32 protein-coding genes and 2 pseudogenes are annotated in these 23,618 nt (G+C 46.6%); 29 read left to right on the top strand and 5 right to left on the bottom strand.

The annotated features are described in order from the left end of the window. Positions 1-67: 67 nt before the first annotated feature. Positions 68-1,501: pseudogene (locus HWY38_RS10645) on the top strand (tagaturonate reductase); the annotation flags it as partial. Between the two features lie 9 nt (positions 1,502-1,510). Next, on the top strand, positions 1,511-3,004 hold the full coding sequence (locus HWY38_RS10640; protein ID WP_103694994.1) for a UxaA family hydrolase: 1,494 nt from the start codon (positions 1,511-1,513) through the stop codon (positions 3,002-3,004). A gap of 33 nt (positions 3,005-3,037) precedes the next feature. Here the strand turns inward: HWY38_RS10640 and HWY38_RS10635 are convergent, their stop codons facing one another. After that, entirely contained in the window at positions 3,038-3,802 is a 765-nt protein-coding gene (locus tag HWY38_RS10635; protein ID WP_003154887.1) for a sulfite exporter TauE/SafE family protein, read from the bottom strand. Positions 3,803-3,950: 148 nt separating this feature from the next. Then, positions 3,951-4,418, bottom strand: coding sequence for a DinB family protein (locus tag HWY38_RS10630; protein WP_014304838.1), 468 nt, complete (start codon positions 4,416-4,418; stop codon positions 3,951-3,953). 204 nt (positions 4,419-4,622) lie between these two features. Between HWY38_RS10630 and HWY38_RS10625 the strand changes: the two genes are divergently transcribed. The 3 genes from HWY38_RS10625 to HWY38_RS10615 all read left to right on the top strand — a co-directional run bounded on the left by HWY38_RS10625 (position 4,623) and on the right by HWY38_RS10615 (position 6,979). Beyond that, complete coding sequence (locus tag HWY38_RS10625) at positions 4,623-5,759, top strand: Rap family tetratricopeptide repeat protein (protein ID WP_088005367.1); 1,137 nt, start codon at positions 4,623-4,625, stop codon at positions 5,757-5,759. After that, on the top strand, positions 5,749-5,883 hold the full coding sequence (locus HWY38_RS10620; protein WP_003154881.1) for a PhrA family phosphatase inhibitor: 135 nt from the start codon (positions 5,749-5,751) through the stop codon (positions 5,881-5,883). The genes HWY38_RS10625 and HWY38_RS10620 overlap by 11 nt, the downstream gene beginning before the upstream one ends. 142 nt (positions 5,884-6,025) lie before the next feature. Then, positions 6,026-6,979, top strand: coding sequence for an N-acetylmuramoyl-L-alanine amidase (locus HWY38_RS10615; RefSeq protein ID WP_003154880.1), 954 nt, complete (start codon positions 6,026-6,028; stop codon positions 6,977-6,979). A 37-nt stretch (positions 6,980-7,016) separates the two neighbouring features. Here HWY38_RS10615 and HWY38_RS10610 read toward each other — a convergent pair whose 3' ends face one another. Further along, positions 7,017-7,394 (bottom strand): PH domain-containing protein, encoded by a 378-nt coding sequence (locus tag HWY38_RS10610; RefSeq protein WP_003154878.1) that lies wholly within the window; start codon positions 7,392-7,394, stop codon positions 7,017-7,019. Between the two features lie 109 nt (positions 7,395-7,503). On the opposite strand from HWY38_RS10610, the gene HWY38_RS10605 reads away from it, so the two are divergent. Further along, positions 7,504-8,109, top strand: a complete 606-nt coding sequence (locus HWY38_RS10605; protein ID WP_032858666.1) for a poly-gamma-glutamate hydrolase family protein — start codon at positions 7,504-7,506, stop codon at positions 8,107-8,109. Next, positions 8,099-8,248 carry a hypothetical protein gene (locus HWY38_RS10600; protein WP_162918038.1) on the top strand — a complete coding sequence of 50 codons (150 nt, stop codon included), beginning with the start codon at positions 8,099-8,101 and terminating at the stop codon, positions 8,246-8,248. Before HWY38_RS10605 ends, HWY38_RS10600 begins: the two co-directional genes overlap by 11 nt. 15 nt (positions 8,249-8,263) lie before the next feature. Here HWY38_RS10600 and HWY38_RS10595 read toward each other — a convergent pair whose 3' ends face one another. Both HWY38_RS10595 and xre read right to left on the bottom strand, forming a co-directional pair. Next, entirely contained in the window at positions 8,264-8,854 is a 591-nt protein-coding gene (locus HWY38_RS10595) for an ImmA/IrrE family metallo-endopeptidase (RefSeq protein ID WP_003154873.1), read from the bottom strand. Positions 8,855-9,002: 148 nt separating this feature from the next. Then, positions 9,003-9,341 (bottom strand): HTH-type transcriptional regulator Xre, encoded by a 339-nt coding sequence (xre, locus tag HWY38_RS10590; protein ID WP_003154871.1) that lies wholly within the window; start codon positions 9,339-9,341, stop codon positions 9,003-9,005. Positions 9,342-9,532: 191 nt separating this feature from the next. Between xre and HWY38_RS10585 the strand changes: the two genes are divergently transcribed. From HWY38_RS10585 to HWY38_RS10480, 22 genes and pseudogenes are all read left to right on the top strand, one after another. After that, positions 9,533-9,712, top strand: a complete 180-nt coding sequence (locus HWY38_RS10585; RefSeq protein WP_003154869.1) for a hypothetical protein — start codon at positions 9,533-9,535, stop codon at positions 9,710-9,712. Then, positions 9,702-10,529 (top strand): FaeA/PapI family transcriptional regulator, encoded by an 828-nt coding sequence (locus tag HWY38_RS10580; protein ID WP_088037083.1) that lies wholly within the window; start codon positions 9,702-9,704, stop codon positions 10,527-10,529. The genes HWY38_RS10585 and HWY38_RS10580 overlap by 11 nt, the downstream gene beginning before the upstream one ends. Further along, positions 10,429-11,229 carry an ATP-binding protein gene (locus HWY38_RS10575; RefSeq protein ID WP_088037084.1) on the top strand — a complete coding sequence of 267 codons (801 nt, stop codon included), beginning with the start codon at positions 10,429-10,431 and terminating at the stop codon, positions 11,227-11,229. Before HWY38_RS10580 ends, HWY38_RS10575 begins: the two co-directional genes overlap by 101 nt. Beyond that, positions 11,229-11,396 (top strand): hypothetical protein, encoded by a 168-nt coding sequence (locus HWY38_RS10570; protein ID WP_224181816.1) that lies wholly within the window; start codon positions 11,229-11,231, stop codon positions 11,394-11,396. Before HWY38_RS10575 ends, HWY38_RS10570 begins: the two co-directional genes overlap by 1 nt. 97 nt (positions 11,397-11,493) lie before the next feature. After that, entirely contained in the window at positions 11,494-11,835 is a 342-nt protein-coding gene (locus HWY38_RS10565) for a phage portal protein (protein WP_224181815.1), read from the top strand. After that, positions 11,825-12,028: an XtrA/YqaO family protein gene (locus HWY38_RS10560; protein WP_007610788.1), complete on the top strand. Its 204-nt coding sequence runs from the start codon at positions 11,825-11,827 to the stop codon at positions 12,026-12,028. Before HWY38_RS10565 ends, HWY38_RS10560 begins: the two co-directional genes overlap by 11 nt. A gap of 106 nt (positions 12,029-12,134) precedes the next feature. After that, positions 12,135-12,647: a sigma-70 family RNA polymerase sigma factor gene (locus HWY38_RS10555; RefSeq protein ID WP_032874577.1), complete on the top strand. Its 513-nt coding sequence runs from the start codon at positions 12,135-12,137 to the stop codon at positions 12,645-12,647. Positions 12,648-12,759: 112 nt separating this feature from the next. After that, complete coding sequence (locus HWY38_RS10550; RefSeq protein WP_224181814.1) at positions 12,760-13,557, top strand: terminase small subunit; 798 nt, start codon at positions 12,760-12,762, stop codon at positions 13,555-13,557. Next, positions 13,554-14,852: a PBSX family phage terminase large subunit gene (locus HWY38_RS10545; RefSeq protein ID WP_224181813.1), complete on the top strand. Its 1,299-nt coding sequence runs from the start codon at positions 13,554-13,556 to the stop codon at positions 14,850-14,852. Before HWY38_RS10550 ends, HWY38_RS10545 begins: the two co-directional genes overlap by 4 nt. A gap of 48 nt (positions 14,853-14,900) precedes the next feature. Further along, positions 14,901-16,292, top strand: a complete 1,392-nt coding sequence (locus HWY38_RS10540; RefSeq protein ID WP_224181939.1) for a phage portal protein — start codon at positions 14,901-14,903, stop codon at positions 16,290-16,292. A gap of 19 nt (positions 16,293-16,311) precedes the next feature. Next, positions 16,312-17,157 (top strand): XkdF-like putative serine protease domain-containing protein, encoded by an 846-nt coding sequence (locus HWY38_RS10535; RefSeq protein ID WP_007407275.1) that lies wholly within the window; start codon positions 16,312-16,314, stop codon positions 17,155-17,157. A 26-nt stretch (positions 17,158-17,183) separates the two neighbouring features. Further along, positions 17,184-18,119 (top strand): phage major capsid protein, encoded by a 936-nt coding sequence (locus tag HWY38_RS10530; protein WP_007407274.1) that lies wholly within the window; start codon positions 17,184-17,186, stop codon positions 18,117-18,119. Positions 18,120-18,135: 16 nt separating this feature from the next. Then, positions 18,136-18,519, top strand: a complete 384-nt coding sequence (locus HWY38_RS10525; RefSeq protein ID WP_063095517.1) for a DUF3199 family protein — start codon at positions 18,136-18,138, stop codon at positions 18,517-18,519. Then, positions 18,516-18,872, top strand: a complete 357-nt coding sequence (locus HWY38_RS10520; RefSeq protein ID WP_224181812.1) for a DUF3599 family protein — start codon at positions 18,516-18,518, stop codon at positions 18,870-18,872. Before HWY38_RS10525 ends, HWY38_RS10520 begins: the two co-directional genes overlap by 4 nt. Next, entirely contained in the window at positions 18,869-19,372 is a 504-nt protein-coding gene (locus tag HWY38_RS10515) for an HK97 gp10 family phage protein (RefSeq protein WP_045207169.1), read from the top strand. Before HWY38_RS10520 ends, HWY38_RS10515 begins: the two co-directional genes overlap by 4 nt. Next, positions 19,369-19,815 carry a hypothetical protein gene (locus HWY38_RS10510; protein WP_007407270.1) on the top strand — a complete coding sequence of 149 codons (447 nt, stop codon included), beginning with the start codon at positions 19,369-19,371 and terminating at the stop codon, positions 19,813-19,815. Before HWY38_RS10515 ends, HWY38_RS10510 begins: the two co-directional genes overlap by 4 nt. Further along, positions 19,812-20,021 (top strand): hypothetical protein, encoded by a 210-nt coding sequence (locus HWY38_RS10505; RefSeq protein ID WP_007610809.1) that lies wholly within the window; start codon positions 19,812-19,814, stop codon positions 20,019-20,021. The genes HWY38_RS10510 and HWY38_RS10505 overlap by 4 nt, the downstream gene beginning before the upstream one ends. Next, positions 20,021-21,418, top strand: coding sequence for a phage tail sheath family protein (locus HWY38_RS10500; protein WP_045207171.1), 1,398 nt, complete (start codon positions 20,021-20,023; stop codon positions 21,416-21,418). The genes HWY38_RS10505 and HWY38_RS10500 overlap by 1 nt, the downstream gene beginning before the upstream one ends. Position 21,419: 1 nt before the next feature. After that, entirely contained in the window at positions 21,420-21,863 is a 444-nt protein-coding gene (locus tag HWY38_RS10495; RefSeq protein ID WP_224181811.1) for a phage tail tube protein, read from the top strand. Positions 21,864-21,937: 74 nt separating this feature from the next. Continuing rightward, entirely contained in the window at positions 21,938-22,384 is a 447-nt protein-coding gene (locus HWY38_RS10490) for a phage tail assembly chaperone (protein ID WP_032874591.1), read from the top strand. Between the two features lie 41 nt (positions 22,385-22,425). Further along, positions 22,426-22,578 carry a hypothetical protein gene (locus HWY38_RS10485; RefSeq protein WP_015239684.1) on the top strand — a complete coding sequence of 51 codons (153 nt, stop codon included), beginning with the start codon at positions 22,426-22,428 and terminating at the stop codon, positions 22,576-22,578. Beyond that, positions 22,566-23,618, top strand: a pseudogene (locus HWY38_RS10480) (phage portal protein); the annotation flags it as partial. The gene HWY38_RS10485 and the pseudogene HWY38_RS10480, both read left to right, overlap by 13 nt.

Raw genomic sequence — 23,618 nt, 5'->3', positions numbered from 1 at the left:
GTCTGATTATCCGGGTTTTTGTACGGGAAAATGTTAACGTGTGCATAAATATAAGGAGGCGGACAGCTTGCGGCAGCTGAATAAAAAGATGTGCGGAAAATACATTCAATATCCTGAAAAAGTCCTTCAGTTCGGCGAAGGCAACTTTTTGCGGGCCTTCGCTGACTGGCAGATCGATCAATTGAATCAATTGACGGATTTTAACGGAAGCGTTGTCGCCGTACAGCCGAGAGGCTCTGAGAAAATAAAACGTTTAAACGAACAGGACGGTTTGTTTACGCTTTTTTTGCGGGGGATAAAGGACGGAAAACCGGCTGAAGAACACACGATTGTCAAATCCATCAGCCGCGGCATTGATCTTTTTTCTGACTATGATTCCTTTAAACGGCTGGCAGCACAAGAGGATCTTCGTTTTATCATCTCCAATACGACAGAAGCGGGAATCACGTTTGAGAAAGGCGACCGGCTTGAGGATAGGCCTCAAAAAACATTCCCCGGGAAATTAGCGGCGTTCCTTTATTTCCGCTATAAGGCATTTGCGGGTGACGCCGAGAAAGGGTGCATTGTGCTTCCATGTGAACTGGTCGAAGAAAACGGACGGAAACTGAAGGCTGCCGTGCTTCAATATGCCGGGCTGTGGGAGCTGGAGCCTGATTTTACTCAATGGATTCATGATGCGAACATCTTCTGCAATACCCTCGTGGATCGGATTGTTCCGGGATTTCCTGTTGATACCGCGGAAGAACTTACCGATTTTCTCGGATACGAAGACCGTCTGCTTGTGGTCGGTGAGCATTATTATTTGTGGGTGATAGAAGGGCCGGAACAGCTTCAGAATGAGCTTCCTTTTGCTGATGCCGGGCTGAACGCACTGATCACGTCTGACCTTACGCCTTACAGGACAAAAAAGGTGAGAATCTTAAACGGCGCTCATACGGCATTGGCGCCAGTGGCTTTATTATACGGACTGCTAACCGTCCGGGAAGCGGCTGAGCACGAGGTGACGGGCAGATTCATCGAAGAGCTGATCAATGAAGAAATCCTTCCCGTGCTGCAAATGGAGGGTGTCACCCAGTATGCGGCAGATGTGTTACACCGGTTTAAAAACCCTTATATCCAACATTATCTGCAAAGCATCACCCTTAACGCCGCCGCGAAATTCAAAACAAGAAACCTGCCGACGCTGAAGGCTTATATCGAACAGGAGGGCCGGCTTCCTGAGAGGCTGGTATTTTCATTCAGCGCCATGATCTATTCATACTGGAACGGGCTGAACAAACCGGCAGATGGCGAGGAGGTTCTGAACCGTTTTCAAATGGCGCGGTCCCGTTGCAAAGATGATATGTTTCAAGCGGCATTTTCTATATTAGGAGAAGAGCGATTGTGGGGAAAGAATCTGAACCATCTTCCGGGGCTGACTGAACGAACGGCTTTTTTTCTCTCTGTCATTCATAAGCGGGGGATGAAGCATGCGTTACATGAATGCTGCGGCAATAAGGGGGGAAGTGAAATGAAAGAGGTCATAAAAATCCATAAAAACGATAACGTGCTTCTCGCTATGCGCCATTTTAACAAAGGGGAGCGGCTGTATACAGACGGACTGGCGATTGAAGTGAAGGACCCTGTAAAGCGGGGGCATAAAATCGCGCTGAAAACCATTGAAGAAAACGGCAGCATCATTAAATACGGTTTTTCAATCGGGCGTGCGACAAGGCGGATTTCGGCCGGCGAGCATATTCATACCCATAATCTGCAAACGAATTTATCCGATGTGCAAGAATACACGTATTCACCGCGCTTCGAGGACAATCCTTTTACAAATGAGAACCGGACATTTAAAGGCTACAAAAGAGAAAACGGTACATCCGGCGTCCGGAATGAACTGTGGATCGTGCCTACAGTCGGCTGCGTAAACGGCGTCGCTGAGAAAATCCTGCAGCGCTTCGTAAAAGAGGCGAAAGACATTGCCCCCTTTGACAATGTGCTGGTTTTAAAGCACCAATACGGCTGCTCCCAGCTTGGCGATGATCATGAGAATACGAAACAAATGCTGATTAACGCCATTCGTCATCCAAATGCGGGCGGTGTGCTGGTTTTAGGGCTGGGCTGTGAAAATAATGAGCTGGCGGCAATTAAGGAAACGCTTTCTGAAGTGAACGGAGATCGGTTGAAATTTCTCGAATCACAGGCTGTCACAGATGAAATTGAAGCGGGGACAGCGCTTCTTAAAGAGATACACCTTGCGGCAAAGGGAGATAAACGTGAGGAGATTCCGCTGTCAGAATTGAGCATCGGATTGAAATGCGGCGGGTCGGACGGTTTTTCCGGCATCACCGCAAACCCTTTATTAGGAAGATTTTCAGATTACTTGATTGCACAGGGAGGGAGCACGGTCTTAACGGAGGTGCCTGAGATGTTCGGCGCTGAGACGATTCTCATGCAGCGTGCGGTGAGTGAAGAAGTGTTTCATAAAACAGTCCGATTGATCAATGATTTCAAGCAATATTTTATGAAGCACGAGCAGCCGATTAATGAAAACCCGTCACCAGGGAATAAGGAAGGCGGCATTTCAACGCTCGAAGACAAGTCGCTCGGCTGCACCCAAAAAGCCGGTCTTGCACCGGTTTCTGATGTGCTGACATACGGTGAAACACTGAAAACAAAGGGATTGACACTGCTCAGTGCGCCCGGCAATGATTTAATCGCTTCTTCAGCGCTCGCTGCGGCTGGCTGTCACATCGTGTTGTTTACAACCGGAAGAGGCACGCCGTTCGGCACATTTGTCCCGACTGTGAAAGTATCAACAAATACCGATTTATTTCAATCAAAACCTCATTGGATTGATTACAATGCGGGCAGATTGGCGGAAGACCAAACAACAGAAGATCACATTGTGAGAGATTTTATTCAATACATTATTAAAGTTGCAAGCGGAGAATACGTCAATAACGAAAAAAACGATTTTCGGGAGCTTGCAATCTTTAAGTCCGGTGTGACGTTATAAGGGAAAAGGCGATCTGACAACAGACCGCCTTTTTTAGATTAATTTTATCCCGCTGATTAAAATAATCGCCGCCATCACAAACTGCAGCGGGCGCGGTGAGAATTTCGGCGAAAAGAAGCTGCCGAGAAGCACACCCGGCACAGAGCCGATCAACAGATTCAATACAAGCAGGTAATCGACGCTTCCGAAGCTTGCGTTTAACAGACCGGCAACAGTTACGAGCAGAAAGGCATGTGCGATATCCGTTCCCACCACTTCTGCCGTTTTCATTCTGAACAGGTATAACATGGCGATCGCAAATAATGAGCCGGACCCAATAGATGTCAGGCCGACGATGAAGCCGAAAATGACGCCGATCAGTATCATGAGTGTCCGCTTTTCTTCAAGTGTTTTTTGCTGCCAGCGGTTCGGCCGCAGTTTTTTATCGAAAAAAAGGCGGGCGATAATGGAAATGGCGACAAGGGTCAGCACGTAGCCGAGCGCCTGTTTGATAATCTGCTCCTGATGCTGGTGAAAAGCGGGAAACAAGTGAAGAACACCGATGGCGGCTGTTGCGCTGGGAATGCTCCCGAGCGCCAAGTAGCCGACAAGTTTAAATTGAACGGTGCGCTGCTTCCAATGAGAAACGACACCGAACAGTTTGGTGATGGAGTTATATAAAAGGTCAGTGCCGACGGCGATTGAGGGGTTGATCCCCAAAACGATCAGTAAAGGAGTCAAAAGCGCCGCTCCTCCCACACCCGTCAATCCGACCAGCGTTCCGACAAAGAAACCCATAAACACAATGCTTACAGTCATCTGTGTGCCTCCTGAATAATCCTACTATTTTTATCAGATTATATATGATTAAGAGGCAGTAATCAATTAAATTTTCGGAAAATTTTATACAGAACAAAAAAATCCGCCTGCCTGCTGTTATTTCGCAGATCGGCGGATGATGGCCGGATTATGATTTTTGCTGATAAAACGGAAGTTCCGTGTGGCCCATTTCTCTGACATACACGAAAAGATTGCCTTTATGATGAATTTCATGCTCCATGGCAAGCTGAAGGAGAGCCGCGCCGGTTATTTTTCTGCCGAAAGAGGCAGTCAGGTCAATTTCGCGGTTCAGCTGCTCTTCAGTCAGCTGTGACAGGATGTCTGTCGTTTTTTCAGTACATGCTTCAGCCAGTTTGACGAGGTCTGTTTCCGCTTCTTCTTTCGGTTTGTTCTGGATAGCTGACCCGTTTCCGTCGTTAATGACGTTTGCAAACATAAGAAAAGAATAAACGATGTGTTTTACAAGTTCCTGAGCGGACATTGATGTCTCCGCCGGCTTGTAGTCGTAATGCTCGCGGCTGATTTTTTCCGCCAGCTCAATCGTCACGTTTCGATGTGACAGAAAGTGGCTGACCAATTGATTTTGTGCTGTCATGTGAAAACCCCCATTTAATACAGAATAAAAGCTGCAAGGATATGCTATATCAACGGCACGGAAGAAACAAGCAATAAGCTTGTGATGGAGATAAATCGTTGCGGATATCCGAAATTCGACAATTGCGGTCTTTTTGCGTTCTTCTTTTTCTAGCAATTATGATAAAATATGACATATCTCGGTCATTCCAAAAGGGGGGATTTATTGAGGATGAAGCAGACTATTCCGTCCTCTTTTGTCGGGCTCAAAATTAATGAATGGTATACCCATATCCGGCAGTTTCACGTCCTTGAGGCGGAGCGCGTCAAACGTGAAGTAGAGAGAGAGATTGAGGATATGGAAGAAGATCAGGATCTGCTGCTGTATTATTCATTAATGGAATTCAGACACCGCGTCATGCTGGATTACATCAAGCCCTTAAAGGAGGACCCTTCTCAGCCTGAGTTTTCAGAATTATTGGAAGACATTGAAGGCAACCAGTATAAACTGACAGGACTGCTTGATTACTACTTTAATTTTTTTCGAGGAATGTACGAATTTAAACAGAAAATGTTCCTAAACGCCATGATGTATTACAAACGGGCTGAAAAAAACCTTGCACTCGTTTCTGATGACATCGAGAAAGCTGAGTTTGCTTTTAAAATGGCCGAGATTTTTTACAACCTGAAACAAACCTACGTCTCCATGAGTTATGCCGTTCAAGCCCTTGAAACGTACCAATCGTATGAGACGTACAACGTCCGCAGAATCCAATGTGAATTCGTTATTGCAGGGAATTATGATGACATGCAGTATCCAGAAAGAGCATTGCCCCACTTAGAACTTGCTTTAGATCTTGCAAAACAAGAAGGCAATCCCCGTCTTATCAGTTCAGCCTTATATAATCTCGGAAACTGTTACGAAAAAATGGGAGACCTCTCTAAAGCAGCCGAATATTTTGAGACATCCGTTTCCATTTGCAGGTCAGAAAAGTTCGATAATCTTCCGCATTCTATTTACTCATTAACACAGGTTCTTTATAAACAGAACACTACAGCCGAAGCAGAGAAGCAATATCGCCTCGGGCTCAGTATCGCCCGCGAATACAATGATGAATTGTTTGTCAATCTGTTCCAATTTTTGCATGCGTTATACGGCAAGGAAATGGATAACGCATCCGTCAGGCGCACGTTTGATTTTCTGGAAGAACACATGCTGTATCCGTATGTGGAAGAATTGGCGCATGACGCTGCCAAATTTTACATGAAACACGGACAGCCTGAAAAAGCGCTCACGTTTTATGAAAAAATGGTGCACGCCCAAAAACAAATCCAGAGAGGAGATTGTCTATATGAAATCTAAACTGTTGTCAGGATTGCTGCTAGTTGCTGTCGGGTTCAGCTTTACACAGGTGATCGGCCATGAAAGCCATTTGGAAAACCAAGCGGACGGCACGTTCCATATTGCCGCGCGCAACCAAACATAACATAAAGACCCTTCTTTGGAAGGGTCTTATTTTTTGCATGCGTATCCATTCCAATTTTATCCGAATGCAGGGTCGATATGCTCAAGTTATCTGTCCTACGAATGCCACCTATTGATGAAAAAGGCATAAGGAGAGATGAAGAGTGGGGATTGAAGTGAAAAAACGGCTCGTATCGGCTGATAAATATGCGTTAAAATGTCCGAATCCGATGACGCCGGAGTATATTACCATTCATAACACGGCAAACGACGCATCCGCCGCTAATGAAATCAGCTATATGACGGGAAACAGCGAATCAACGAGCTATCATTTTGCGGTTGATGACAAAGAAGTGATCCAGGGAATTCCGTTGGACCGGAATGCCTGGCATTCGGGAGACGGCACGAACGGCACCGGAAACCGAAAGTCGATTGCTATAGAAATCTGTTACAGCAAGTCAGGCGGCGAACGGTACAGAGCCGCAGAAGAACTGGCGATTGCGTTTGCGGCGCAGCTTTTGAAAGAACGGGGCTGGGGGATTGACAGAATCAGAAAGCATCAGGACTGGAACGGAAAGTACTGCCCGCACCGTATTTTGTCTGAAGGCCGCTGGGATGAAGTGAAGGCGAAGATTGAAAAGAAATTAAGCGGAAGTATGCCGGCGAAAAAAGCCTCTATTTCTTCTTCCGCGTCTGAATACCATGTGAAAAAAGGCGACACCTTATCGGAAATCGCCGCATCGCACGGTGTCAGCGTAAAATCGCTGCAAAGCATCAACCATATCACCGATCCGAATCACATTACAGTCGGACAAGTGATCAAGCTCGCTCAGACGGGTTCTTCTTCAAAAAGTCAGGCTGTGTCTTCATATCCGCTTCCATCCGGTGTGATCAAAGTGACGAAACCGCTGACGAAAGGGACAAACGTAAAACAAGTGCAAAACGCTTTATCCGCACTTTATTTTTATCCCGATAAAGGAGCAAAAAATCATGGGGCGGACGGCGTTTACGGCCCGAAAACGGCAAATGCCGTAAAACGTTTTCAATCCGTCAGCGGATTAACGGCAGACGGAATTTACGGCCCGAAAACGAAGGCGAAAATTGAAGAAAAACTGTAATCAAGAAAACGGAAGCTCCCCGGGCTTCCGTTTCTTCTTACATACAAACTGCGGCAAGGGCCTTTTGAATATCATAAATGCTTTCATCTTTTTTAAACTGCTTTGAGACAGCGGGAAGTTCCGCGCCTGAAATCCAAATTTTCAGCTCTGAATCAAGGTCAAAGCGGCCGGCGGTTTCTACGCTGAATCTGGAAATGCTCTTGTACGGAATGGATTGAATCTCCGTTTTCTTCCCCGTGAGTCCCTGTTTATCAACAAGAATAAGACGCTTATCCGTAAAGACAATGATATCTCGGACAAGCTTAAATGCGGCATTGACATTCTCGCCTTCCAGCAAAATACGGGCCAGTTCTGATTTTGCTTCAGCCGTCGATATTGTCGACGCATTGCCAAGCAATCCGTTGATGAACCCCATGATATCTCCCCCCTGATACGTATTCTATCAAATCATACTATAAAAAGGTTTCCATTCCCAGATGAGTAGAGTAAACTGGTGCTGACTGGAAAAGGAGAGCATGTTACACATGAAAGATAGATATGACAATTTCGCAGCCCTTTCCGCTGCTGAATCGGAATACAGAATTATTTATGAAGAAAAAGAGGGAAGTAAATGTATCGTCCTCGCTCCCCACGGCGGCAGGATTGAGCCGGGTGTCAGTGAGCTGGTGCAGGCATTTTCTGACCAAAGCTCAATTTATTTATTTGAAGGGACGAAGCGGTGCGATAACCGTTCTCTCCACTTGACAAGCACACGCTTTGACGAGCCTCTGGCTTTAGAAAAAGTGACCGCCCATCATTACGCATTGGCTTTTCACGGGTATCATGATCTGAAAAAGGCAAATACACTCGTCGGGGGCGCGGATCTGGAAAAAGCAAGACTGATTTGTGATCTGCTGCGTGAAGCGGGATTTGATGCCGAGCTGACAGAGAAGAATGATCGGCTGGCAGGTGTAAATCCCGGCAACATTGTCAATCGGACAAAAAGGAAAATGGGGCTGCAATTGGAAGTGAGCACGGCGCAGAGACACGCGCTGTTCAGCAATTTTGGCTGCCGGGGAGAAAAATACACGCCAACCGATCTGTTTTTTCGGTATGTAGAAACCGTGAAGGCCGGTTTTTATGATAAATGAACAGGGGGCCCGTTCTTACATTCACTGGAGCTATGCGGCGCATGAAGTGCTTGGCGGGCAGCACGGTGATTACAGCGTCATGATGCAAAAACTTTTTCTCCGATCTCAAAATGATGACATTCTGCCGGCTGTGTTCTAAGCCGGCGGAGAATCGCTAATTTTCAATAAAATACGGCGTTTTTTCTTCAGCGGCATGCAAGTGTGTCTGTCCGCTTCCATAATACACATTCGGCCGCTTGTCGGATAACAGACAAGCGAGCCGCTTCTGAAATTGAATACCTGCTTTACGCCGTTCAAACAGCTCGAGCCTTTTTTCCGCAAATGATGCCGTCACCCGGAAAGCGGCTGCGATTAAAATAACGGCGTGGCTCCTCCGCTGGGGCAGCTCCATGTTTAACAGCATAAAGGTCGGCACACAGAAGTGGTACATAAAATGGTTGGCCTGAAATTCCTGCAGTTCCCTGAACAGCTTGTTCATATGAAAATGGTTCCCGGTATGCTTCAGCACATGGCACAGTTCGTGCGCAAAATCCTGCCATTGCTCTTCGGGTGACTTTTTTTGATTCAGGACGATGCTGTACATGCCGTCCCGCTTCAGCATCATACTGTGCGTATCTTCAAAATGAATCCAAATGTCAAGCTCCTTGGCAATCATCTGCATATCAATATGGAGAGGGGCGGTCATTCCCATGCGGCAATATAAGTTTTTGACGTATTCCTCAAGATGTGTTAAAAAATCGCCCAATTGAATACACCCTTTCGAACATATGTTCTTTTTTAAGCGAGAAAGAAAAGCCCTGATCGGACTTTGAATCAATTCCCTTTTCTTTTAAAAATAAACATTCAGCTTTTATATCGGCTGAACGTTAAGCAGTTTAAAGGAAAAGAGCGGATTATTTATGTTTCGGCCTGCGGTTTTTCTCTTTTTCTTTTAAATAATTAATGAATTCAATGGCCTGCTGCTTGCTTTCCGGGGAAAAGTCCTGCATGTCCCGATATGCGATCTGCAGGTCGGGATCGGCAAACATGTCTTCATCTGAAGGTTCTTTTCCAGTTAACAAATAATCAGTCGACACTTTGAAATAATCCGCAAGCTTTTGCAGCGTGTCGTAATCGGGTTCAGATCGGCCGTTTTCATAATGAGAATATCTGGCGCGCGAGACACCGATATGATTTGCGACTTCTTCCTGCGTTTTCTTACCTCTGAGACTCTTTAATCTTCCGCCTATCATCCGAAATGACCTCTCTTTTTTCAACACCCTAAGTTACTTATGATTATAGATACAAAATGTATCAAAAGAAAGGGATGATAAAAAAAGTATCAAAAAGGTCTTGATGATACGAAATGTATCGTATATAATCAACATCATAGAGATACAAAACGTATCAAAATACGATAAGAAATTGATCAGGAGGGTGAGAGATGCAGCCGATAATCATCCGTTTCAGCAGCAATCCGGCTGACCAGAGATGTTTAGGAAAAGCAGGCGGTTCGATATCTTTTACCGCTTGCGGACTACCGGTATTCCGATTTGATAACCGATTGCAGTATGAGCGCTATATACGTCTGAAGAAAAATGGAGACGTCCCTTATGAATCGTAAAAGCTACCCGCTTTTCATCTATTCCGGATTATTGAATTCTGAACATTATGACAAAATAGGGTCCGCCATTTGGCTGTTTTTATGGTTCATCAGCTCAACGACAAAGGAACATGTAAAAGACGGCATAAAGTGGGGGATCGTCCTCGGACATAAGCCCGTAAAAGCAAGAGAAATGGCCGATGTATTCGCGGTCAGCGAAAAAACCGTCAGGCGGTGGCTCGAGAGCTTGGAACAGCATGAGTATATCAAAACCGTCCGCGCCCCTTACGGACTCATCGTCTCCGTAAAGCACTCGAAAAGATTCACGCCGAAAAAGACATTAACCCGCCCGGAAGCAACTGACCGGACAATATCGGCGGATCACCGGGACAAAAATGTCCGGAGAGAAATAGATATAACAAAAAATCATACTGCTGAAGAAGCGATTAACGACATTGCCGCCCATTTTATCAGATTAAGGTCTGCACAGGAGGGGCGGAGCGTATACCCGTCGCCCCGGGATTATCAGGCCATCGCCCGGATTGTTTCCCTCGGTGCGTCAGCACAAGAAGCAATCAAATGGCTCGGCGAATGCTTTACCGCTTTTGAACAGCGGCGCACCTCTTCAGCTGAAACGATCAAGGCTTTCAGCTATTGCGCCAAGTTTATGGAAGACCGCTTGAATGCACGAATTGCGGGAAGGACAATCACAACAAAAAAAGAGAGGAATACGATACATGACAAAACGAACGATCGAGCAGATACTGGCCGACCTGAAAAACGGAAAACGTCCATTACTGGCGGACAGACCGGAAGAATCAGACAAAAGCCGCTTTGACTGCCCGCTCTGTAAAGATCAGGGCGGTTATCTCAAAAACCAGCTGGGAATGGATGTGTGGGTGAAGTGCCGCTGCGCCGCCGAACGAAAAGTAGAACGCATTCTCGGCGCAAGTGAAATTACAGATGCCTTTCGGAAACTGGATTTCAAAGGATTTATCACGCGGGGCAAGCCTCAGGCAGTCGTCGACGCATATGAGTGCGCCCTTGAATATGTTGAGAACTTCGACAAGATGAAAAACTGCCGGAAAAACAGCATTGCCCTTTTAGGGCGTCCGGGGTCGGGGAAAACCCATCTTTTGACCGCTCTCAGCAATTATGTCATGAGACAGAAGCAGACACCGGTGCTGTATTTTCCTTTTGTGGAGGGCTTTACGGATTTAAAAAATGATTTTGATCTGCTTGATGCAAAGCTTGGCCGTATGAAACAGGCGGATGTGCTTTTTATTGACGATCTGTTCAAACCGCTGAACGGAAAACCCCGGGCGACCGATTGGCAGATTGAACAAATGTACGCCATCGTGAATTACCGCTATTTAAATCATAAGCCGGTTCTTATCTCGAGCGAGCTGGCCTGTGACGGATTGGTGCAGGTTGATGAAGCCCTGGGCACAAGAATTTATGAGATGTGCAGCGATTATTTAGTCATCATTAACGGCAATTCATTTGACGTAAACCACAGATTAGAGGGGGCGAGATAATGTGTAAGCTGTGCGGACCGAAGAAGGTCATTATGACGGAAACGGGTTTCGGCGCTGTCTTTCACCCTTGCCCGAACTGCAAAACAGGCACTGATTTAACGCCGGTCATTAAACGTCTTGAGCGAATGGTTCAAGTCGCAAAAGCGAGGCTTGATGCACGTGTATAAATATATCAAATGGCTTTTTTGCCTGCTGTTCAAGGCGAAACGGATAGAAAAGCAAATTGAAGCATGGCATGAGGCTGATGGAAAGTGAGGATAACCATTGCAAGAAAAACACAGCCCCGCTCCATGGCGGGCCGTACACAGCGGAGAAGAAAAACCCATTTACATTTATTCCGCTTACAGCGAAGCGGATAAAGAGAAGTTCCCTTATTCAAACGGAAGGCTCATCGCGGCCGTTTTCAACTTAAGTTCATACTCACAGCAGATCAACGCGGCATTGATGGCGAAAGCCCCGGAACTTTTTGAGGCGGCCGAAACGGCTCTCCGCCTGCTCCGGGGAGAAAGTTCTGAAGAAAAAGAAGCGTTCATAAATGAGCTCGGAAGCCTCATACATGAAGTAAACATCCTGAAAAAGACGGAGGGCGTAAAACATGAATCCTAAAAAACTGACTGACATTGAACATACAACATTAAAAAGCCAGCTGGAAGAAGGCAAGGTTCGGGTGATTATTGTAGACGGACTGAAGAAGGAAGCATGGCTCGCCGAAGCGCCGGAGCACGGCAAAACGCTTGTCGAAACGCGAAAAGGAGATCTGGCCCGGATCGAATATGAAATCGGCTTTAAATTGAATTAAAAACAGAATACGTCCAAGACGGAAAGCCTGCGGACACTGATCAATCGCGCACATGCTGCGCATTGGTTGGTGTCCTTTTTTTGTTCCGAAAAAGAGGAGGATCTACATGGAAGACTTACTATTTGAATATAAACGCACGCTGAAAGAGACGAAAAAGTGGTACAAGCAGTTGGAGGAAGCCGATGAAACGATGCTTACTTCAGAAGAACTGAAAGATAAAAAAATCATCAGAACGATCATTACAGATGTGGAATATGTCATCGAATGGCTTGAAAAAGGCCGGCAGCCCGGCATAAGAAGAGCGATAGACCGCAGAGACGCTTATCAGAGAATGCTGATTAAAGATCCTAGAATCATAGAAACCTATTCGCAGGCGCTGATGTTTGAACCTTCCGCAAATGTGACTGAAGAAGACAGAATCAGACTGCGGGACGCATTAGCCGTTTTAACGGATAGAGAAAAAGAAATGCTGCTGCTCCACAAAGCGGAATGCTTTTCGTATGAACGGATCGCCGCCTTGCTGAACGTAAAGAAATCAACCGTACAGACGACGGTCAAACGGGCGCTTCTAAAAATTCAAAAACAGCAGGAACAAAGAAATCAATCGCCTGCTTCATAAGTTGTCATACGTTTGCCACCTAGAAGTGAACAGACGATCACAAAAAGCGGCCCGATTAGAAGCCGCTTTTTATTATAGACAATCATGTCGGAGGTGGCGGTGATGCCGTAGCATGAAAAACGCAAAAAGAGAACAGGCATTTACAATCTATCAGTCTCATAAAGGCCGCATCACAAATCGCGCCCTTGCCGGCAAATCAGGCGTATCCGCAAGAACAATCGGCAGATGGAAAAAAGAAGGGCGCTGGGACGAGGCGCTTAATAAGAACGCGGAAAGCGGCGGAAAAAACAACCCGGGCGAAGGTGATGAGTTAAACGAACGCCAGCGGCTGTTTTGTCTTTATTATGTGAAAAGCTTTAACGCCACCCAATCTGCGATAAAAGCCGGGTATTCACCGGAAAGCGCGCATGTGACGGGAAGCAGGCTGTTAAAAAACGAAAAAGTCGCTAAAGAAATCAGCCGCATGAAAAAGGAAATGGTTAATAAAGTGTTTGTCGAAGCGATGGACGTTCTTCAAGTCTATGTGAAAATCGCTTTCGCCGACATTACCGATTATGTAACCTTCGGAAAAAAAGAGGTTCAGGCCTTCGGAAAATCAGGGCCGCTCTTTGACGAAAATGATAATCCGATTATGCAGGAGATCAGCTACGTTGACGTTAAAGATTCGCACCTTCTGGACGGAACCATCGTCACGGAAGCAAAACTAGGGAAAGAAGGCATTGCAATAAAGCTTGCCGACAAGATGAAGGCTCTTGAAAAGCTGTCCTTGTACTTTGACCTTTTCCCTGACCAATTTAAACAAAAAATCGAAAATGAAAAATTAAAGCTGGCACAGCAGAAGATGGAAAAAACAGAAGACAGCCAAAAGCCGATTGACATTGTCATTACGCGGAAAGAGGAACGGTCATGATTGAAAAAGCGGTTAACCCGCGCTTTGAAGATTATTTGTTCAATTGGAATGAAACGTACCAATTTCTCGTCGGAGGCTACGGCTCGTCAAAAAGCTATCATACCGCGCTGAAAATCATCCTGAAGCTGCTTCGTGAAAAGCGGACGGCGCTTGTCGTGCGGGAAGTTTTCGATACGCACAGAGATTCTACCTTTGCCTTGTTTGAAGATATTATCGGGGAGCTTGAGCTGGGACATGCCGTAAAGGCCGTGTCTTCGCCGATGCAGCTGAGATTTTCAAACGGAAGCCGGATTATGTTTAAAGGGATGGACAACCCGGCCAAATTGAAATCCATTCATCATATTTCACTCATTTGGATTGAAGAATGCTCTGAAGTGAAGTATGAAGGCTTTAAGGAGCTGATCGGGCGTCTGCGCCATCCCGAGCTTTCGCTTCATATGATATGCACCACAAATCCCGTCGGCACCTCCAATTGGACGTACCGGCATTTTTTCCGTGATGACCAAAAAAAACGGTTCGTATTGGATGATCAGACGCTGTATGAAAAAGGCACCGTCGTTAAGGGAGATACGTATTACCACCATTCCACAGCGTGCGATAATCTGTTTTTGCCGAAAAGCTATATTAAGCAGCTGGACAGCTTACGGCATTACGATCCCGATTTATATCGAATCGCCCGCAAAGGACAGTTCGGCGTCAATGGCATCCGCGTGTTTCCGCAGTTTCAGGTCATGGAGCACAACGAAGTAACGGAGCGGATTGCTTCCATCAGGCGCCCCCTGTTTCGGACGGGCATGGATTTCGGTTTTGAAGAGTCATACAATGCGGTCATCCGGCTTGCTGTCGATCCGGATCAAAAAGAGCTTTATATTTTCTGGGAGTATTACAAAAACAAAATGACCGATGATCAGACAGCTGAGGAGCTTCAGGAATTGGCGGATCAAAAAGAGCTGATCAAAGCGGATTCGGCTGAGCCGAAAAGCATCCAATATTTCCGCAGGCAGGGTTTTTGCATGGTTGCGGCCAAAAAGTTTCCGGGCTCAAGACTTCAGTATACAAAAAAGCTGAAACGGTTCAAACATATCTATTGCTCAGACAGCTGTCAACATACGACCCGCGAATTGCAGAACTTAACGTACGCAAAAAATAAAAACGGCGTTCTGTCGGAAGATGAGTTTTCAATTGATCCCCACACACTTTCAGCCATTTGGTATGCGCTGGATGACTATGACGCGGCGGATTTGAAAGATGCATCACAAAAACGGAGACGTCCGAATCGGGAAAGGAGGAGGTAGGCGTTGCCGAACTATCAAAACGTTAGAGCCACCGTCTTTAAATCAAAAATGGCCGCGCCGCAGGCAAGGCAGATGAACGAAGATCAATTTGCCGATCTGTACGGCGAAGACATCATTTCACCGCCCTATAATCTCATTGAACTGAAAACAATCGCCGAATACTCGACGATTCTTCAGCAGTGCATTGACGCGTATCGGGTCAATATTACGGGTTTTGGGTTTGATGTGGAATATACCTTTGATGTAAATAGCCCAGATTGCTCCCCGTCAAAAAAGGCCCGGGCCGAAAAAAACTGGATGAAGCTGGAGAGCTTTTACAAATGTCTTCATTTTGATGAATCGGCCGAGACGGTCCTCGGATATGCGATAGAAGACCGCGAAAAAACGGGCAACGGTTTTCTCGAAGTGCTTCGGGACGGGGCAGGAAAACCGGCGGGGATTGAATATTTGGATGTGAAACATATGCGCGTCTGCGGTGTGACTGATCCCGTTGAAGTTACATTTTCATATGAAGAAAACGGCGCATCCAAAACGATTAAAAGGCAAAAACGGTTCCGTAAATATGTTCAGATGCTGAACGGTCGGAAAGTGTTTTTTAAGGAATACGGCGATCCCCGCACGATGGACATGAGAACCGGCGAATACGTAAAGACCCTGTCTGAAGAATACCGGGCAAATGAAGCGATTCACTTAAAAATCGGCAGCGGCACTTACGGAATTCCGCGCTGGGTCGGCAATATCGTCAATCTGTACGGCGCCCGGAAAGCGGAAGAACTGAATTTTATGTATTTCAAGCAGGGCCGTCACGTGCCGGCCGCCATTACGGTTGAAAACGGCATGCTGTCAGAAACCTCGTACAAAGAGCTCCAGGATTATATGAATGACCTGGAAGGAGTGGAAAACGCCCACAAGTTTCTGCTGATTGAGGCGGAAGGTATTGCGAAGGAAAAAGACCTTCACGGAGGCGAAGACATTACGCCCGTGTCTGTGGAAATTAAATCACTTGCCGAAATTCTGCAGGATGATGCGCTGTTTCTTGAATATGACGACAAAAGCAGAAATAAACTCCGCTCCGCGTTCCGTCTCCCGCCGCTTTATACGGGCGAGGCGCAGGAATACAACAAAGCCACCGCCGATACGGCACGGAAAATAACGGAGGAGCAGGTGTTTCAGCCGGAGCGGAAAACGCTGATTAATAAGCTCAACACGTTATTTTTGCCAGAATTGGGTCTCCACGATGTACAGCTCACATTAAAAGGGCCTGATTTTCGCGATCCGCTTGAAATTGCGAAGGTGCTTACGCCATTTATTTCCGCCGGCGCGGTCTCTCCTAATGACCTCCGTGATCTGGCCGGAAGAGTGCTCGGGAAGACGCTTGAGGAGTGGCCTGAAGAGTACTACAGCCGGCCGGTGCTGAAAGGGAAAAAGGAGCAATCCTGAAAGGGGGTGAAAACATCTCGTGCCGAGAGAATTGAGAAATGCCGTCATCAGTTTTGTGAGCTATGTCGATAAGGCGGCGAACCAAACGGAATTCTTTTTTACAAAATCAGCCGGAGGCCTTCCGTCATTTGAAAAAAAGGTGCAGGTGTTTACAAAAAGCGAATCGGATGAACAGAAGCTTGTTTACGGCATCGTTTACGAGCCGGATGTCCCGGATGCCCATGGCGATTATATGACGGCTGAAGAGATTGAAAAGGCCGCTCACGGTTTTTTGGCGGATGCCCGCAACATCGATACAAATCATAATTTTGAAGGCGGGACCGGCGAGGTGGTGGAGTCGTACGTCGCCCCGGATGACTTTGAAATCGGGAATGCTGTGATTCGGAAAGGATCTTGGGTGCTTGTCACCAAAGCTTCCGATGAAGTATGGGATCAGATTAAAGCCGGTATCATTACGGGCTACAGCATGGCGGGAACCGCTGACGTTTACGAAGAGCCGGCAGAAAAGCAAGCCGGCTTATTCGGCGCGGTCAAGCAATTTCTCGACCGTGACCGCAAATCAAGAAACCGCAAGGGAGAGGACTTGAACAAGATGAGAAAAGAAGACGTAAGAGAATCGATTGAACACGCGCTGCACCCGCTTTTAAAGCGGCTTGACAGCTTGGACCAAAACACGGAAGACAAAGACGGGGCGGCTGCGCCGTCTGATGAAGAAAAGCTGAAAACGCTTGTTGAGGACATGCTCGCGCCGATTATTAAACGCATTGAAGCGCTTGAAAAAGTAAGAGGCGCATCAAAGCAGCCTGAAGAAGAGACGGGCGGCCAAGAGCCTGTTAAAAAATCCATTTGGAGCGGACTGCTTTAAGCCCAGTCAGAAGGAGGAACTGTAGAGTGAGAAATCAAGATATTATCAGAAAGGCGGAAATGTCACTTTCCGCTTTAAAAAGCGGCGGTTTAATGAACCCTGCACAAGCTTCAGCATTTATCCGCATGGTGCAGAACACGCCGACCATTTTCAGCGAATCGCGTGTGATTCAAATGGAAAATGACTCGCAGAAATTTGAAAAAATCGGTTTCGGCCAGCGTATTCTGCGTGCCGCTGAGGAAGGAAAAGCCTTAACTGACGATCAGCTGACCGTCCCGGCAACAAGTACGGTGCAGCTGAATACGAAAGAAGTCATTGCGGAAATTAATATCACCTATGACACGCTTGAAAATAATATTGAAAAAGACGGCCTGCAGCAGACGATCATGCAGATTTTGGCGGAGCGGGCGGCAGTCGATATTGAGGAGCTTGTCGTAAACGGCGATACATCTTCTTCTGATCCGTACTTGGCACAGCTTGACGGAATCCGTAAGCAGACTGTATCTCACGTCATTGACGGAAACGGGGAAGAGCTGTCCAGAGCCACATTTAAAAAAGGCTTAAAAGCCATTCCGGCAAAATATTTGCGCCTGCCTCAGGAATTCAGATTTTACACATCTCAAGGCATGGAGATTGAATGGAAAGACCGTGTGGCTGACCGTCAGACCAACCTGGGGGATCTTGCGGTGCAGGGCGGTTTGTCTTCAGCATTCGGCGTTCCGGTCAAAGGAGTGTCCAATCTGCAGCCGTACTCAGTCGGAGAAGGTGATTCCCAGTACGATGCGTCTGACATCATTCTGACTCACCCGAAAAATATCATTCTCGGTTTTTCACGGAATATCCGAATCGAAGTAGATAAAGATATTCGCAGCCGCAAATTTATTATCGTACTGACGGCTAAACTTGACAGCAAATTTGAAGAAGAAGATGCAAGCGCCAAAATCGTAAACGTTAAAGAATAAGACGGGGGTGGCAGTTATGTTAATTCAGCCGTCTGACGTTGTTTCATATTCAGTTTATGATCAAGTCAAAAACAGGCCGGAGCCGCTTCTTATACAGGACATTCTGGAGGCGGAGGCGGAAGCGGCCAGAATGGCGGGGCATTCGTTCACTGACCCTATTTACTCACCGCTTCCCGAAAAGATTAAGCTTGCGTTATTAAAGCTTTCTCAATATTTTGCGCTGATCAACCAGAATGAAGCAGCCGCTTCCGCCTATCAATCTGAAAAGATAGGTGACTATTCCTATACGGTGGCAGATGAAGGCGGAATCAGAAAACCGGCGGTGCACCATCTGCTCTGTGAATATATCGCGCCGGGTTATTCCCCGGTTTCTGCAAACGCAAAGGTGAGACCTTTATGAGCTACGAACGGCTGCTCACTGACAGATGCGATATTTATCATGAGACGGTGTCAGTTCCGAAGGCAGGACGCTTCGGGATTCCCGCCGAAAAACTCCAGCCTGTCTTTTCTTATCCGGAAGTTCCGGATGCTGAAGACGTGCCGTGTCTGTTTGTTGAAAAACAGCAGCAGCTTATTCAGCTTGAGCCTGATCATAAGGTATATCAGCGGTTTCTCGTTCATTTTCCGAAAGAGGCCGTTGTGTGTGTCAATGACAAAATCATTTGGGAAGGCCAGGCGTATATTCTGGAAATGCCGAAGAAAGCAAGACAGCACCATTGGGAGGTTATCGCTGTGAGAGATGATAGACTATGAGCATAAAAAACCTTGAACAATGGAATCGGTCGCTGCAAAAGGCATCATCCGGAGAATTTGCCCGTCAGGCAGGCGAATGGCTGGAACAGTCAGGAGAGGATTTTCTCGACTTGGTACGGGAGGAGCTTATTCATTCGGGAGGGATTGATACAGAAGGCCTGCTGTCTTCTTTCCGAAAAGGAGCGCAGGATCATGTATGGATCATTGAAAACGGGGGACTGACCCTTGAAATCGGTACCAATGTAGAGTATGCCTCATTCATAAATGACGGACATTGGACCGTCTCAGATGAAAATGTCAGATGGGTGCCCGGGTATTTTCAAGGCTCTCGGTTCATCTATGATCCGTCAGCTTCAACGGGAATGGCGCTCAAAAAACAGTGGATCAGCGGGAATGGGTTTTGGGACAAAGCCCTTCTATTGTATGAAACACTCTTCGCCGAATCGCTGGACAAGCGTTTCGATCAGTGGCTTAACACGTTGGGGGGAGATAACGGATGAATCGCGAAACCGGTTCAATCGCCGCTTTTTTGTATCAGCAGTGCGGCGTGCCCGTATATGAAAATGAACTGCCTGAACAATTTCAGGTGCCGTCACTATACATTCCGCCCCCGTATGTTTTTGACGAGAATGACACAGTCTCCACCTTTAAGAAGACATACAGTCTGAATGTGAAGCTGTTCCATGCCGACTCGGTGCAGGCGCTCTATGCAGCCGACCGGATCGCCGATGCGGTGAGAGAATCAAGACAGCTGATTCCGCTGCTTACGGAATCAGGGGAGGACACCGGTGATTTCGTCCGCATCAGCCGTATCGAAACAAGAGTCGGAGACAAAGGCGAGGCAGTGATCACAATCCGCTGGACGAGCCGCTACTACTATCAGAAACAAACATCTCCCGCACTGCGGGATGTGGACATTAACAGCGGGGTGAAAGAAAAGTGAAACAACATAAAAAGAAAAACGCCGCAGCGGCGGAACGAGCGGTTCTTTATGACACGGCGGATTTAACAAAGCACGCGAAGGAGCTTTTCGGCGTAAAACCTGAGATTCTCCAGGGGGCTTTATTCGGCGTGAAGCAAAAACAAATGACAAAAGCGCAAGCCAAGTCTTACATTGAAGCATTTTTAACCAAGGAGGTCATGCAATAATGAACGGCGGAACATTTACACAAGGAAAAGAAAAAGAACGTGCCGGGATCTATTTTAACTTTAAAACAACCGCCCAGGAGCGGGTATCGATCGGTGAACGCGGGATTGTCGCCCTTCCCGTCGCATCAAGCTGGGGGGAAGCGAAAACATTCGTTTCCATTTCAAGCATTGAAGATTTGAATAAAAAAGTGGGGCTCAGTATTGAAGATCCGTCACTGATTCTGCTTCGTGAGGCGAAAAAGAAAGCAAAAACCGTTTTGATGTACCGTCTGACAGAGGGAATCAGAGCGAGCGCCGATCTTTCGCAAGGTGTTAAAGCAACCGCTTTGTACGGCGGTTCAAAAGGAAATGACATCATCATCCGCATCAGTGAAAACGTCCTTGATCAGACCGCTTTCGACGTGACCACTTACATGGATGAAGCGGAAGTTGACAAACAAACGGTGAAAAAAGCCGAAGAATTAAAAGCAAACGGCTATGTCACATTCACGGGAACGGGCGAACTGTCGGCTTCCATCCCGCTGACAGGCACTGAGGAAGAATCCGGGGAAACGTTAAACCCGCAGGCAGGCATCCGTCTTGCGGGCGGAACTGATAAAGCACCGGTCAACTCAGACTATACGGATTTTTTAGCTGCGGCTGAAACGGAGAATTTCGATGTCATCGCTCTTCCTGTCGCGGAAAACGATCAGCTGAAAGCGACATTTGCCGCATTCATTAAACGCCTTCGCGATGCGCAGGGACAGAAAGTGCAAGGGGTGACCGCCCATTACAGCGGAGATTATGAAGGTATTATCAATGTGACTGAAGGTGTGCTGTTGGAAGACGGAACCGAGATTAAAGCTGAAGATGCGACCGCCTGGGTGGCAGGCGCAAGTGCCAGCGCCGCATTTAATCAATCCTTAACATTCGTTGAATACGAAGGCGCCGTCGATGTGCTGCACCGCCTGACTCATGATGAAGTAATCGAACGTCTTTCCAAAGGTGAATTCCTTTTCTCTTATGATGCCCGTGATAAGTCAGTCAGCGTTGAAAAAGATATCAACTCATTGGTGACATTTACGGCAGAGAAAAACAAAAAGTTCGCGAAAAACAAAATCGTCCGTGTGCTTGATGCGGTGAATAACGATTTGACACGTGAATTGAAAGCCTTAATTAAATCGAAAAAAGGCACGGGCAGCGATCTTCCTGCGACAAATGACGGCCTTCAATTCGTTAAAACGATGATCATTCAATATTTGACTACGCTTCAGGATGCGGGCGGCATCGCCAACTTTGATTCAGACAAAGACATTACAATCGGGCTGAATGAAGACCGCGACGGCTTTTTAATCGATCTCGCCGTACAGCCTGTGGATGCGGCAGAAAAATTCTACTTTAACGTGGAGGTAAACTAAGATGGCATTAAAAGCGCAAAACATGATTTCAGGAAAAGAAGGCCGTTTATTTCTCGACGGAGAAGAGATGGCGCATATTAAAACCTTTGAAGCAAACGTGGAAAAAAACAAATCAGAAGTAAACATCATGGGCCGCCGCATGACGGGACATAAAACAACAGGCGCCAACGGAACGGGCACGGCAACATTCTATAAGGTCACATCCAAATTCGCCGTCCTTATGATGGATTACGTCAAAAAAGGCAGCGACCCGTATTTTACGCTGCAAGCCGTTCTTGATGACAAATCATCTGGCCGCGGAACAGAACGCGTCACTCTGTATGACGTCAACTTTGATTCTGCAAAAATCGCCGGACTGGACGTAGACTCAGAAGCACTCGAAGAAGAAGTGCCGTTTACCTTTGAAGATTTCGATGTGCCGGAAAAGCTTTCTGAAACGTTTTAATTAAGATCGGTATGAGTGAAACAGGCCTTTTACAGGCCTGTTTTTTATAAAAAAAGAGTAAGGGAGTTTTCATCATGAGCGAAAAAAACGAACAAGTATTTGATCTATCATTCTTTATGCCGGGTAAAACAGTCGAGGCTGAGGAGATTCGGGTTCCGCTTTCAAAGCGTTTTGTCGATAAAAAAGGAAACATCGTGCCTTTTATTTTTAAAGCCATTACGACTGAGCGCATTGATGAACTGGAGAAGGAAAGCACGACATATAAAAATGTGAAGGGCAGAGGCCGCGTAAAAGACTTAGACAGCCAGCGCTTCTATGCGCGGATCGCGGTTGAATCTACGATTTACCCTGATTTCCGGTCTAAGGAGCTCCGCGACGCTTACAAAACGGCAGATCCGGTCGAGGTGGCAAAACGCGTGCTTTCAGTCGGCGGTGAGTATGCAAATTGGCTGAATAAAGCGATTGAGATCAATGGTTTTGAAGATGAATTAGAAGATCTGGAGCAAGAAGCAAAAAACTGATAAAAGATGGGAATAAGGAAGCCGTGTATCTCTATTACGCGATGCATGAGCTTCATTATTCTCCATCAGAACTGAAAGAGTTATATGAAGCACCGAGACATTTTAAGGCGCTGTTGTACGGTTTAATCGGTTACAAGCTGGACATTCTTGAAAAACAAGCGAAGAAAGGGGGAGCGACATCATGGCAAAGCTGACCGCCCGTTTTGAATTGGAAGATCGGGTTTCAAAGAAAATAAGGAAAATCCAAAATGGCTTCAGAGCGCTTGAGAAATACAGGAAAATGACAAAACGCCAAAGTGAAATTGATATACGCAAAGAGAGTAAATCTGTTTTAAGAACAATTGACCGCATCCAGCGCTCTATGAAAAGAAAGCTGGGCGCAAAAATGATCTCTATTTCAGCTGAAGACGGAGCCAGTGCCGTCATTCAAAAGGTGCAAACCCAATTAGCGGGTCTGCCTGCGTCTTTAACCATTAAAATAGGAGCAAAAGACAGCGCGACAGCGGCATTTGAGAGATTGCGGGATCTGGCTGCCGGTTTTAAAGGATTTACCGTTTCACTTTATGCGTCAGACGAAGTGACCCCTGCCATGGAACGCATCAAACGCTACATGCAATCTGCGTTAAAGAACGGGTACTCTGTCACTATACGCGTCATAGATCACGTCATGACAACAGTCGGCCGAATTTCAGCGGGCATTGATTCGCTGACGGGAAAAAACAATGTCATTCAATTATCGTTAAACGAAAAGGTGACAGCACAGCTGGCTGCAATGCAAAAGAATATGCCGGACGTCGGAAAAGCTTCTGCATCTGCTGCTCCTGCTTCGCCGAAAAACGATTTTTCAATGCTTGACTCCATTGCAGACACCTTCATGAAAAAAGTCAATGACATCGCATCCAAATTTTATCCGGAAACAATCATAGCGGAACTGGATAAATTCGCTGCAAGCTTTATGAAGAAAGCGGACGAAATCGCGAGCAAATTCAGCCCTGCAACGATTTTGGCAGAGCTGGATAAGTTCACAACGTCATTCATGGGGAAAGTAGACGAAATCGCGAGCAAATTCAGTCCTGAGACGATATTAACCGAACTGGACAAGTTCACGACCTCATTCATGGGGAAAGTAGACGAAATCGCAAGCAAATTCAGTCCTGCAACGATATTAGCCGAACTGGACAAGTTCACGACCTCATTCATGGGGAAAGTAGACGAAATCGCAAGCAAGTTCAGC

The organism is Bacillus sp. KS1 (genome assembly GCF_020075515.1).
Lineage (GTDB): Bacteria > Bacillota > Bacilli > Bacillales > Bacillaceae > Bacillus > Bacillus velezensis.
This window is presented reverse-complemented; position numbering and strand designations above follow the sequence as displayed.